Genomic DNA, 12,609 nt, shown 5'->3' with positions numbered 1-12,609 from the left:
TGCCGAACTGCGGCCGAAGTCACTACCGCGCCCGCGAGTCCGGCCGCGGGCAACGGCCCGAAGGTCACTTCCCTCGGTGGGCGGCCATGACGTGATCGCGGGCGCCTTCGACGTGCGCGGTGATCACGCGGCGCAGCGCGGCGGCGTCACGGTCGCGCAACACGTCGACCATCTGCTGGTGTTCGTCGTCGATGCGTTCGAGGTCGTCGCCCGAGCGCGCCCAGCGTCGGCTGTACGGCTCGACGAGGTGCAGCAGCTGGTCGACGAAGCGCAGGGTGAGCCGCTGTTCGGAGAGGGCGTATACGCGCCGGTGGAACTCGTAGTTGAGAGAGGCCCGGCTCGCGGCGTCGGCGCCCTGGCGGCGCATCTCGTCGGCGAGGTCCTGGAGTTCGTCGATGTCCCGGTCGCGGCAGCCGCGCACGATTTCCTCGGCCAGATGCGGTTCCATCTGGAGGCGTAGTTCGAAGAGTTCGGCGATCTCGCCGTGGCTGAGCTCGGCGACGACCATGCCGCGCTGCGGCTGCAATTCGATCAGGCCCTCGGCCGCCAGCGCGTGCAGGGCCTCGCGCAGGGGGATTCGGCTCACCTTCAGCTCGGCCGCGAGCTTCTCCTGCACCAGATGGGTGCCCGGGAGCAGTTTGCCGTCGCGGATGGAGGCGCGTAGCCGGTCGGCGATGACGCCGGCGCTGTTGCTCGTGCTGGGGGTGCGGGCTCCTCGGGTCACCTCGGCACTCTATCTCTTGTGCATCCATGCAGCGGCTGTATACATTCACTCCGCCCGCAGCGAATGTATACAGCCGCTGCGTATCTCACGTTTGCGCCATCAGAAAGGCTGCAGGATGTCACGTGCCGTCGACGTCGCCGTCATCGGAGGAGGACTGCTCGGGCTCGCCACAGCCCGGGCGCTGCTGCGAGCCCGGCCCGGCCTGTCCGTCACGGTCCTGGAGAAGGAGGAACGCTGGGGCGCCCATCAGTCCGGGCACAACAGCAACGTCATCCACAGCGGCCTGTACTACGCACCCGGCTCCCTCAAGGCCCGGCTGGCCCGGGCCGGAGGCGAGGAAATGATCCGGTACTGCGAGCAGCACGAGGTGCCCGTCAAGCGCACCGGAAAGCTCGTGGTGGCCACATCCACGGCCCAACTCCCCAGCCTGGACGCGCTCGCGGAGCGCGGCCGGGCGAACGGTGTCACGGTGCAGCGGCTGAGCCGCGCCGAGTTCGCCGAGCGGGAACCACATGTCTCCGGGGTGGCCGCGCTGTCGGTCGCCGACACTGCGATGACCGACTTCGCCCAGGTGTGCCGGGCGCTGGCGGCCGAGCTGACCGAACTCGGCGCCGAGCTGCGCCTTCAGTCACCGGCGCTCTCCTTCACCGCCACCGCGGACCGGACCGTGATCCACACGCCCGGTGAGGAACTCCGGGCCCGGACCCTCGTGAACTGCGCGGGCCTGCACAGCGACAAGATCGCGGCTGCGGCCGGTGGCCGTCCGACGGTACGGATCATGCCCTTCCGTGGAGAGTACGCCGAAATCAGGCCCGGCCGCCGCGGGCTGGTCAACAACCCCGTGTACCCCGTACCCGACCCCGAACTGCCCTTCCTCGGCGTGCACATCACCCCCATGCTCGACGGCTCGGTCCACGTAGGACCCAACGCCGTACCCGCGCTGGCCCGCCAGGGCTACCGCTGGCGCGACGTCGACCCCCGCATGGTGGCTGAGCTGCTGCGGGACCCGGCCCTACGCCATCTCGCGCGGCGTTTCTGGCGACACGGGGTCACCGAGATCAGCCGGTCGCTCCTCTGGCCGCTGTTCGTTCGCGACGTCCGCCGCCTGGTCCCGGAGATCGAAAGCAGGGACATGCGGCGGCACGGAAGCGGCGTACGCGCACAAGCGGTCACGGCGGACGGGCAACTGGTCGACGACTTCGTCATCAGCCGCACCCCGCGCGCCGTCCACGTACTCAACGCGCCGTCACCCGCGGCCACATCGAGCCTCCGCATCGGGAGCCGGATCGCGGCCGACGTCTTCGAACAGCTCGGCCACGGGGATTCCGCCCGGACCGTACGCGAAGAGTCCGCCGAGGCCTGACCGCGGCCTGACCGCTCCCCGCCCGCCGACGCAGGACCGCGCCGCCTCTTCCCCTTCCCCGCCCCTACCCCTCTCCTTCAACGGTGATCGAGGACAGCCCATGGCGAACGCCCCGCACACAGACGCTCAGGACCCCGGACCGCCCCCCGCCATCGCCCGCCGCCGCGTTGCCACCGCCACCATCGTGGGCTCCGCGCTGGAGTGGTACGACTTCTACCTCTACGCCTCCATGGCCGCGCTGGTCTTCGGCAAGATCTTCTTCCCGCAGACCGACGACGCGGCCGGCACCATGGCCGCCTTCGCCACCTTCGCGGCCGGATTCCTGGCCCGCCCGCTGGGCGGCATCATGTTCGGTCACCTCGCCGACCGCATCGGCCGACGGAACGTACTGATCATCACCTTCGTCCTGATGGGCATCTCCACAGGGCTGATCGGAATGCTGCCCACGTACGACACCGCCGGCATCGCGGCGCCTGCCGCCCTGGTCATCCTGCGCATCTTCCAGGGCCTCGGTGCCGGAGCCGAGTACAGCAGCGCGGCAGTGGTCGCCTACGAGCACGCCGACGAGAACCGACGCGGCCGTCAGGGCGCCTGGCCGGCCCTGGGGCTCAACCTTGGACTGCTGCTGTCGTCGCTGACCGTCACGGTGCTCACCTCCCTGGACGAGAAGACACTCCTGACCTGGGGATGGCGCGTCCCGTTCCTCGCGAGCTTCGCCCTCGCGGGCGTGGGCCTGTGGGTGCGGAGCCGCGTGCCCGAATCCTCCGACTTCCACAACAGCAAGAAGAAGCAGGAGCAGGACGCCGCCCCACAGATGCCGTTCGTCACCCTGCTGCGCAAGCAGCGGCGCGGCCTCCTCGTGGTCCTGGCCATCTCGTTGGGATACAACGCCCTCAGCTACATCTTCAAGACCTTCTCACTGGCCTACCTCTCGGACTTCAAGGACGTCTCGCCGAGCGTCGGCGCGTTCGGCATCGCCCTGGCCAGTGCCACCGCCATCGTCACCGTGCCGTTCTTCGGCTGGGCCAGCGACCGCTTCGGCAGCCGCAAGGTGCTCGCGGGCGGCGGCATCGCCTCGGCGCTCTTCGCCTTTCCGTTCTTCGTTCTGCTCGACACGCAGAACTCCACCATGATCTGGCTGTGCCTGATCATCGCGACAGGCGTGCTGGCACCGGCCATGTTCGCCCCGCAAGGCGCCTTCCTCTCCCGCCAGTTCCCGCCGGACGTCCGGGTCAGCGGAGTCGGCACCGGACGGGAGATCGGCGCCGCCCTCTCGGGCGGCCTGGCCCCGCTGGCAGCCCTGGCCATCGTCGGCGCCAGCGCGACCCACGCCACCTGGGGCGTCTCCCTCATCCTCATCGCCGGAGCCGTCGTGGTCGCCATCGGCGCCGTCTTCGACCAGGGCGCCCGCCCGGCCGCCCCACCTGCCGTACGACAGGATTCCGACACCGACCGGACCCCCGGCCAGACACCGGACCGGGACGACGCCCGCGTGCACCAGGCCCGCTGACGCCCAAGCCGATGACAAGGAGCCGCTGAACGGGTGGGCCCGGACCGTGTTCGGTCCGGGCCCACCCGTTCAGTGACGCGACTGAATGTGACGGATGGGTGATCAGCTTCGGCTTCGGCCGGCCGGTGATGACATGCCCGGCATGCGCAGCCGGCTGCGGCCCGGTCCGGGAACGCGGCATTTGCCGACGGTGCATGGGCCGCACCGACGCGGCGCCCAGGTGCTTGTACTGCCTGCGCTGCGAACCGCCGGGCGACGACGGCTGACGACCGCGCGGTCCGTGACACCGGGGTCAGGTCGTCGCCCCGTACGACTCCATGAAGCCGGGCCCCAGGGACGTCATGACTGACCCCCGGGGCCCATGGTGTGTCCAGGGCCCGTTCGCTGGCAGCAGTGCGACAGCGGGCAACAAACCCCGGACCGTCTCCGCTCGTAGCCGCCGCGTGGTGTCAGCGCCGGTAGTCGGGACCGGCGACCGGCCGGCGGCCCTGGACGAGGTGCATCAGGAAGGTCACGCCGTGGACGAGGGCCGGCTCGGTGAATGCCTTGCGTTCCTGGCCCAGCTGCGCCAGGACGACAAGCTGGGCATCGGGGCCGATGACACGAGGACGGCTCGCCGCCCCCGTCTTGCTGGTGTCCGGGTGGCCGAACGACTCCACGTATGCGTTCAGTTCCGCGGCCGCACACCTCGATCGCAGGGTCCCCGGAGCGGTTCCTTGTACGAGTTGTGCAACGGCCTGCTCCGTGTCTGCCGCTGGAGTCGGCCGAAGGCCCCCCGTCAGCCACGCCCGGGTTCGCGCACGTTGCAGTTCGGGTGCGGTCAAGTCCCGGGCACTCTCGAAGTCCCGGTCGTCTGCGGCCCCTCGGTGCTGGCCTTCTTCTGCAGAGCGAAACGGCGGGGCCGACCAGCACAGTTACCGGCGCCCGCCGGAAGCGGAACCCGTCCGTGGCGTCCGGCGGCATGGATGATCTGACCATTTAGCTCGATCAGGGGCGATAGGCCCGATTCATCGAAGAAGTGGGCCGACAGCGTGGATGATCTCGGCCAAGGTGCCTTCCGCCCGGGAGTTACGTTCTGGCCCCGGGCGTCTTCCGCCGATCCTGGAGGATCCATGCGACACCCTGTCTCCCGCCTGCGCACGCGAGCCCTGGCCGTCGGGCTCGTGCTGGCCGCGGCCACGCTCGTGCCCTCCGGCTCCGCCGGCGCGGCCGACCAGTACGAGTGGGCCGCGCTGGGCGACTCGTACACCGCCGGCGGCTTCGTCGGGGACCCGCAGCCCCCACTGGGCGATCCGTCGAGGGACGGCTGCGACCGCACCAGCGACGCCTACCCCGGCGTCGTCGAGCGGGAACTCGCCGAGTTCCCGCCGGGCAAGCCCGTCCACCTGATCAACGTCAGCTGCGGCAACGCAACCATCGCCGACATCGCCACGGCCAAGCAGACCCCGGTCAGCCCGGTCCAGCCCCCCGCCGAAGGCTGGCCCGCGGTGGACCCGCAGACCCAGAGGGCCGAGCTGGGCGACCAGACCGACGTCGTCACCATCGGCGTCGGCGGCAACAGCCTGCCCTTCGGCGGCATGCTTCTCAAATGCCTCGAACTGGGCGCGAGCGGCAAGTCCTGCCGCGACTACTACACCAATCCCCCCGAGGGTGAGGAAAACATCCAGGACAAGCTCGCCCGGGTCCAGGACGAGTACATCGAGATGCTGGCCCAGGTGCACCAGGCCGCACCCAACGCCAAGGTGATCACCATCGGCTACCCGGCCATCCTGCCGGAGCAAAGCAGCTCCTGTAACCGCCTGCTCCTCACCGAGCTCGGCTCGATCAACCACGCCGACATCGACTGGCTCCGTGAACACGTCCTCAAGCCACTGAACAGCACGATCCAGCGAACCTCGTCGTTCTTCGGCGACCGCTACGCCGACGTCTACTCCTCCAGCGTGGGCCACGACGCCTGCCAGCCCGCAGGCACCAAATGGATCGAAGGAATCTGCGGCGACGCCGCGGACTACTGGCCCGCCAAGATCCCCGGCACGCTGCTGAACTGCGGACTCATCAACAAGCGCATCACCCTGGTCCACCCCAACGCCGCAGGACACGCCAACACCGCGGCCCACGTGGAGCGAGCAATCCGTATCGCCCTCCTCGAACGCTGACCGCCCGGCCCGAACCCAGGCGCCGGGGCCCCGGCACCCCACACAAAAGCGCGGCCCGGGGCGCCGTGCGCTCCTCGGGGGGTTCGGAGCGCAGGCCGTGCAGGATGTGGCGAGGGGCGGGCGGCCCGTGGTGAGGGGGCTGCGTTGGGGTTGCGGCGGTTTCGCTCAGGCGGTGTGGCGGGTCCTGCGGCGGCGTACTGCGAGGGCGGTGCCGCCACCGGCGACGATCAGTGCGGCAGCCACGCCTGCAATCGCCGCGGTGTTGTCGTTCGTGCCGGTCTCGGCGAGGTCGGAGCCTTTGGCCGCAGTCGACGGAGCGCTGTGGGTCTTCATGGTCTTGTCGATCCAGCCCGCGTAGGCGGGCGCGATGGTGTAGAGGCCGGGGCCCTGCGAGCACGGCACCTTCGGGGCGCCGGGCCCCGAGGTGACGCCGATCAGCTCCCAGCGGCCGTCCCGGCCCTTTTGGCCCTGCGGTCCGCCGGAGTCCCCGAAGCACGCCATGGCCTTGGGCACGGTGGTGATCGTGCACAGCCGGGTCCGGTCCGCGTAGCCGGGCGCGCACTCGGACTCGGCGCCCCTGCGGGTGTTCAGTTCCTGCAGCCGGTCCGGAAACTCGAACTCGGTGTCGAGGGTGGTGCCGAAGCCCAGGAGGCGGGTCGGCGTACCGGGCCGCCCGGCCTGCTCGGCGATCTTGATGGGCTGCTGGGCGACCGGGCGGTCCAGGCGTACCAGCGCGATGTCGTTCTTGTTGGCGGCCTTGTTGTCGCCGTTCGCATAGCCGGGGTGGACGAAGGTCCGGTCGATCTTCCGGACGGTGCCGCCGGACTTGCGGTGGTCGCTGCCGACCCTCACGATGCCGTCCAGCTTGAGGCCCTCGACCTTCAGGCAGTGAGCCGCCGTCAGCACCCACTGCTGATCGATCAGCGATGCCCCGCAGTTCCCGTCGATCAGACCCTGTTCCGGGGCCGACTCCGGGATGGTCGCCATGAACGGGTAGCTCTCGGTGGAATCCGACCCGTTGACGATGGCTTCGGCGCTGCCGGCCATGACAGTGACGCAGGCCACAGCGGCGAGAGCGCCGAGTGCAGCAGTGCGGGCGGTACGGCGGCGCGGCGAGCCGCGACCTGACGGAAGACCTTCGGCCACCACCCGCTGTCCGCGTTCGTCGGCCACGGCCGGGCGGGGTCCGGCGAGCCCGTCGGCGCCCTGTTGCGGCCGGTGTCTTGTGGTGGCCGACGGATGCCGGGCCGCCGCGCCAGGTTGGACTTTCGTCGTTGGCCGTCGCGACCAATGGCCGACGAGGAGCGGGTTGAGAGGGTTTTAACGTAGCCGGGTGACTCGTGTGGAATCTACGGCCCTCAAAGCATCGGCTCGCCAGGCACTGGCGGCGAGGCTGCGTTCGGCGACCCTGCGGCTGGCCGCCCCGGGCAGGGCTCTCTTGGCTCCCGGAATGTGGTCTCCGTGGCGCATCGTGGGCGAATCGCTGCTGAGCGTAACGTTTGGGCTGCTGGGAGCAGGTCTCGCGGCCCTGGACCACAGCGGCACCGCACGGATCGCTGCCACCGGGCTGGCGATCGCAGCGCTGTCACTTTTGCGCCGGACGCTGCCCGCGACCGTGCTGCTGGTGGCCGCCGTCGGCTCTGTCCTGTTCGGCGGTCTCGCTCCGTTGGTTCTTGTCGCCGCATGGTCGGCGGGGCGGCGCATCGACGGGGTCGGCAAGGCCGTCGGCACCTTCGCCCTCGCATACGTCCTCAACCTCGGCCTGGCAGTCGTGCAAGCGCTGCCTCATCCCTCACTGCCCCGCTTGGTCTTCGGTGTCCTGTGGCCTCTGGTCGCGATCATCGCGCCCGGCCTGGCCGGCCGCTACCGGTCGCAGCACCATACGCTGACCGACACGCTCCGGGAGTACGACGCCCAGCAGCAACGTGAGCGCGCGATGATCGCCGGACAGGCCCGGGCGCGGGAACGTCAGCGCATTGCACAGGACATGCACGACAGCCTCGGCCATCAGCTGGTGCTCATCTCGGTGCACGCGGGCGCGCTGGAGGTAGACCGCGAGCTGACCGGACGGCAGCGGGAGGCAGTGAGGGTGCTGCGCGAGGCGTCGGTGGCCGCGATGCACGAGCTGCGCGAGGTGATACAGGTGATGCGGGAGAGCACGGAGGCCTCCCACCAGGACCGCACCGCCCCGGGCGTCGCGGCTGCGGCGACGGAGGAAACCACGGCGCTGTCGCGCGGGGTGGCGGGCATCGAGGGCCTGGTGGAAACGTCCCGGAGCGCGGGCGCGGCCGTGGAGCTGCGGCACTCGGGCAAGCCGCGCCCGCTCCCCCCGACCGCCGATCACGCGGCGTACCGCATCGTCCAGGAGGGCCTGACCAACGCCCACAAACACGCCCCGGGCGCCCCGATCACCGTCGAGCTGCGGTATGAGCCGGACTCGCTGGTCGTGGAGGTCGCCAACGGACCCGCAACCGGGACGACGGACAACGGCCGGGGCGTGGTGAGCGGCAGCCAGGGGCTGACCGGGCTCGGTGAGCGGACCCGGCTCATCGGGGGCATGACGCACGCGGGCCCGACGGCGGACGGCGGCTTCCGGCTGGCTGGCGTGCTGCCGTACACATCGCCGGAAGGTGGTGTCCCGACCCCGGAGCCCGGCAGCGTGGCGACGACGTTCGTTGATCCAACGAACACCTTTTGGCAGCAGACCCCGGGGGACTCCTTGGACGAGGGTGGTCCCGTCATGAACGGAAACGGCCTGAAGGAGCTGGCCAAGGCAATGAGCAGGAAGAACAGAAGCGGCATAGCCATCGGCTGCGGGATGGCGGTACTGATCCCCCTGCTGCTGGTGATCGCCGCCGTCGGCATCGGGGGATACATCCTCCTGGACAAGGCGGAAAAGGCCAGGATCGAGCCGAAGCAGTACGAGGCGGTGAAGGTGGGCCAGTCCGAGGCAGAGATCCGCAAGCAGTTGCCCAAGGAGAACGCCTTCGTGACCGACGGCCTGGAAATGGGTGCGCCGCCCGTGCCCCAGGGCGCGAACTGCCTCAGCCTGACTTCCACGGAGTCCAGCAACAATCCGGACAGGGAGCCGGTCTTCCGGTTCTGCTTCAAGGACGGCAAGTTGATCGAGAAGAAGTCCTTCGAGGTGAGGAACTGAGGGGTGGCGGGCGCTCGATCAGGGATGATGGCGAGTGACCGCAGGCAGACACTCAAGGACCGCGCAGGGGAGTCATGATCAGGGTTCTCGTCACGGATGACGAGCCGCTCATCCGGGCAGGCGTCAGGATGATTCTCTCCTCCGCCGACGACATCGAAGTCGTCGCCGAGGCGGGGAACGGCCGTGAGGCGGTCGAACTGGCCCAGACCCGCCGCGTGGACGTCGTGCTGCTCGACATCCAGATGCCGGTCATGGACGGACTGGCGGCCCTGGCCGAGCTGCACCGGACCGTGCCTGACACGCGGGTGCTGATCCTGACAACCTTCGGGGAACAGCAGAACGTACTGCGCGCCCTGACCGGGGGCAGCGTGGGTTTTCTGCTCAAGGACTCGGCGCCCGCGGAACTCATGCGCGCGGTCCGGGCTGCCGCGGCCGGAGACGCGTACCTGTCGCCGGGTGTCACCCGCCGTGTCGTGGACTCGTTGGCCTCCGGCCGGAGCGCCCACCGTGCCGAGCAGGCCCGCCGTCGACTGGAGGCGCTGACCAACCGCGAGCTGGAGGTCCTGGCGCTGCTGAGTGAGGGCCTGTCCAACGCGGACGCCGGTCGGCGGATCCATATGAGCGAGGCCACGGTCAAAACATACGTGAGCCGGATCCTGACCAAGCTGGACTGCGATAACCGAGTGCAGGCCGCACTGCTGGCACGAGACGCCGACCTGGGAACCTGACCACACCACTCGATGACGTTGATGCAGAGCCCGCTGCGGGTGGATCTCTAGTGCCGTATCAGAGGTGTTGAGCGAGCCTGCGGATGCCTTCGGCGATCTGGGGCCCTGTGGCGGCACCGTAGGAGAAGCGGAGGTGCGGCGCGGGCGGCTCGTCGACGAAGAAGTGCCGACCGTCGCCGACGAGGACCCCGGCCGCGTAGGCGGCGGCGCTGACCTCGGCACTGTCCAGCCCCTCCGGCAACCGGGCCCAGAGGTGGAGTCCCCCGGACGGGATCCGCGGAAGGCGCACGTCGGGCAGCGTGCTCCGGATCGCATCCGCCATCGCGTCGCGCCTGCCAACGAGCGCGGCCCGCAACCGTCTCAGGTGCCGGGGCCAGGCGCTGGAGGAGAGAAGCTCGAGCGCGATCTCCTGCACGAGCGGCGAGACGCAAAGGTCATCGGCGGTGCGCGAGGCCCGCAGCCGCGCACCGGCCGGTCCGCGCGCGAGGATCGCGCCGAGCCGGAGGCTGGGCGAGACGGGCTTGGAGAGCGTGAGGATCGACACCACGTGCCCGTCAGGATCCTCAGCGAAGAGCGGGGCTGGCGCGGAGCGGTCGAGCCAGAGGTGCCTGGCCCAGTCGTCCTCGACGATGAAGGCACCGTGCGCGGCTGCGAGGGCGAGGACCTGCGCGCGACGCCGCGCACTCAGCACCGCACCGGTCGGGTTCGCATAGCTTGGCTGGAGGTAGACCACACGTGCCTTCGTCCGTTCGAGCTCGTCGGCGAGACGGTCCACGAGGATGCCGTCGCCGTCGGCGGGAACCGCGGAAAGCCGCAGGCCCGCGCTCTGCGCCGCGAGGATCGCGCCCGGATAGCTGGGGCTCTCGGTGATGACCGTGGCCCCGGGCTCGGCGAGCGTGCGCAGAGCGAAGACCAGCCCCTGCTGCCCGCCTGAGACCACGAGCACGTCGCTCGGCTCGGCACGGTACTCCGCCGCGAGAATCCGTCGCAGTTCGGGCGACCCCGCCGGCGGGGTCATCCCCCACCCCCGACCACTCCTCGCCGCCCGTGACCCGATCCGGCGCAGCTCCTCCCCCGGCTGCAGCTCCGGGGAGAGATACCCCCAGGAGAGCGGCAGATGCTCAGGCGTGCCGTAGCTCCCCAGCCGCGAGGCCCGGTCCGCGTCGACCCTGACCCGCCCGAGCGCCTGGGACTGCCAGGAGAAGTCGGACTCGGGCATCCGCTCCCGCCCGGCCACGAACGTGCCTCGCCCGGGCTCGGCCCGCACGAGCCCCAGCACAGTCAGCGAGGACAGCGCGGACGAGATCGTCGCGGCGCTCGCCCGGAACTCCGCAGCAAGCTCCCGCACGCCCGGCAGCCTCTCCCCCGCGCGCATCCCCGCGATGCGCTGCCTCATCAGCTCGGCGATCTCATGCGATCTGTTATCGTTGCTCATGAGAATAGATAGTATCGTTACTGTAATTCATGCTGTTCCGTTACGCACTCTCTTTCGTATTGCCGCCGCTCGCGCGCCTCCGTCCCCGTGCTGTATCCCGCCAGCCCGTGCACGAAGACAGAAAGAGAAGCACATGACATCGAACGCCCCGACCATCCGCCCCCTCGCCGCAGCGGACGAAGCCCGCTGGCGCGTGCTGTTCCGCCAGTACCGCGAGTTCTACCGGCTACAGGAGTCCGAAGAGGTCGTCTCCCGCGCCTGGGCCTGGTTGACGGATCCCCGGCACGAATGCGAGGCCCTCGTCGCGGAGGTCGACGGAGCCATCGTCGGATTCGCACACCACCGCCCCATCCCCTCCCCGTACACCGGGACGACAGGCATCTTCCTCGATGACCTGTTCACCGATCCCGCAGCCCGCGGGCGGGGCGTCGGACGGGCGCTCGTCCAACGGCTGAGAGCACTCGCCGCTGCTGAGGGACGGTCCTTCGTGCAATGGGTCACCGCAGACGACAACCATCAGGCCCAGGCCCTTTACAACACTGTCGCCGCGCGCACGAACTGGGTCATGTACGAGAGCGGCGTCTAGTGCCGTGACCGGCAAGGTTTGCCCGGAAGGAGCGGCGTCCGGTGCGTGCGATCGCAAGGCGGCCGAAAGCCCTCGTAGCGGGCTACGTGGGCTTTCGGCCAACGCCGCGAGCGTGCGTGCCGGACGGTGCGACGGGGCAAACGTTGCCGGGAGCGGCACTAGCTCAGGGTGCCGGGGTGATGTGCGATGCCGCATCCGGAATCACACACCACCCCGGTGAGGGCATCAGGCCCTCCTCCCCGTGTGGGGGGTGAGCGGCTTACCATCCGACCACTGCTGGTAGATGAGTGGCGCAATAACCGCCGGAGGAGTGCGGGCGGTCGCACGGCGGGGCGTTGAACTGGCACTTGGTGTACAGACCTGCGGGCAGCCTCGACTTGATTGGTCTGAGGGAAAGTCCCTGGCGCGCTTGCTCGTAGTGCGACTTGCATAACGGCACGCTCGCCGACCTGGTCTTCTGAGTCGGGAATTCTGTTCAGATGTGCAGGCTTGCTGCATGGCGCGTGCGGGGCGGCCGAAGGCCGAGTTGACGTTGTCGGACGAGGAGCGGGCCGCGCTCGAGGGGTGGGTGCGGCGTCGTTCCACGCCGCAGGCGTGGGCTCTTCGGTGTCGGATCGTCCTGGCCTGCGCCGAAGGCGCTTCCAACAAGGACGTCGCAGCCCGGCTCGGCTCTACTCCGCATGCGGTGGACCGTTGGCGGGCAAGGTTCGTCGAGCACCGGATCGCCGGGCTGGGTGACATGCCGCGTTCGAGTGGGCCGAGGTCGGTGACGGACGAACAGGTGGCCGCGCTGGTCGCCCGGACGCTGGAGTCCATGCCGAAGAACGCGACGCACTGGTCGACGCGGTCGATGGCGAAAGAGACGGGCCTGTCGCAGTCGACGGTGTCACGGATCTGACGGGCGTTCGGCCTGCAGCCTCAGCGTTCGGAGACCTTCAAGCTGTCCACGG

General features: G+C 69.8%; 11 protein-coding genes. 7 read left to right on the top strand and 4 right to left on the bottom strand.

Annotation, left to right across the window (positions count from 1 at the left end):
- Positions 1-64 precede the first annotated feature (64 nt).
- Complete coding sequence (locus AMK22_RS35360; protein ID WP_073791663.1) at positions 65-724, bottom strand: GntR family transcriptional regulator; 660 nt, start codon at positions 722-724, stop codon at positions 65-67.
- 115 nt (positions 725-839) lie between these two features.
- On the opposite strand from AMK22_RS35360, the gene lhgO reads away from it, so the two are divergent.
- Positions 840-2,087: an L-2-hydroxyglutarate oxidase gene (gene lhgO / locus AMK22_RS35355; RefSeq protein ID WP_073791662.1), complete on the top strand. Its 1,248-nt coding sequence runs from the start codon at positions 840-842 to the stop codon at positions 2,085-2,087.
- A 100-nt stretch (positions 2,088-2,187) separates the two neighbouring features.
- Complete coding sequence (locus tag AMK22_RS35350) at positions 2,188-3,597, top strand: MFS transporter (protein WP_073791660.1); 1,410 nt, start codon at positions 2,188-2,190, stop codon at positions 3,595-3,597.
- A gap of 449 nt (positions 3,598-4,046) precedes the next feature.
- On the opposite strand, the gene AMK22_RS35340 is transcribed toward AMK22_RS35350, so the two are convergent.
- Entirely contained in the window at positions 4,047-4,256 is a 210-nt protein-coding gene (locus tag AMK22_RS35340) for a hypothetical protein (RefSeq protein ID WP_242434300.1), read from the bottom strand.
- Positions 4,257-4,709: 453 nt separating this feature from the next.
- Between AMK22_RS35340 and AMK22_RS35335 the strand changes: the two genes are divergently transcribed.
- The gene (locus AMK22_RS35335; protein WP_073791658.1) at positions 4,710-5,753 is read left to right on the top strand and encodes an SGNH/GDSL hydrolase family protein; all 1,044 of its coding nucleotides are present in this window, start codon (positions 4,710-4,712) and stop codon (positions 5,751-5,753) included.
- Between the two features lie 165 nt (positions 5,754-5,918).
- Here the strand turns inward: AMK22_RS35335 and AMK22_RS35330 are convergent, their stop codons facing one another.
- Entirely contained in the window at positions 5,919-6,800 is an 882-nt protein-coding gene (locus AMK22_RS35330; RefSeq protein WP_338014209.1) for a S1 family peptidase, read from the bottom strand.
- Positions 6,801-7,203: 403 nt separating this feature from the next.
- On the opposite strand from AMK22_RS35330, the gene AMK22_RS35325 reads away from it, so the two are divergent.
- Both AMK22_RS35325 and AMK22_RS35320 read left to right on the top strand, forming a co-directional pair.
- Positions 7,204-8,910: a sensor histidine kinase gene (locus tag AMK22_RS35325; RefSeq protein ID WP_079186575.1), complete on the top strand. Its 1,707-nt coding sequence runs from the start codon at positions 7,204-7,206 to the stop codon at positions 8,908-8,910.
- Between the two features lie 74 nt (positions 8,911-8,984).
- Entirely contained in the window at positions 8,985-9,638 is a 654-nt protein-coding gene (locus tag AMK22_RS35320) for a response regulator (RefSeq protein WP_073791657.1), read from the top strand.
- A gap of 58 nt (positions 9,639-9,696) precedes the next feature.
- Here AMK22_RS35320 and AMK22_RS35315 read toward each other — a convergent pair whose 3' ends face one another.
- A complete protein-coding gene (locus AMK22_RS35315) occupies positions 9,697-11,073 on the bottom strand; it encodes an aminotransferase-like domain-containing protein (RefSeq protein ID WP_073791655.1) in 1,377 nt (458 codons plus the stop codon).
- Positions 11,074-11,206: 133 nt separating this feature from the next.
- Between AMK22_RS35315 and AMK22_RS35310 the strand changes: the two genes are divergently transcribed.
- Both AMK22_RS35310 and AMK22_RS35305 read left to right on the top strand, forming a co-directional pair.
- On the top strand, positions 11,207-11,659 hold the full coding sequence (locus tag AMK22_RS35310) for a GNAT family N-acetyltransferase (protein WP_073791653.1): 453 nt from the start codon (positions 11,207-11,209) through the stop codon (positions 11,657-11,659).
- Between the two features lie 496 nt (positions 11,660-12,155).
- Positions 12,156-12,557, top strand: coding sequence for a helix-turn-helix domain-containing protein (locus AMK22_RS35305; RefSeq protein ID WP_073791651.1), 402 nt, complete (start codon positions 12,156-12,158; stop codon positions 12,555-12,557).
- Positions 12,558-12,609 lie beyond the last annotated feature (52 nt).

The organism is Streptomyces sp. CB01580 (genome assembly GCF_001905795.1).
Taxonomy (GTDB): Bacteria; Actinomycetota; Actinomycetes; order Streptomycetales; family Streptomycetaceae; genus Streptomyces.
This window is presented reverse-complemented; position numbering and strand designations above follow the sequence as displayed.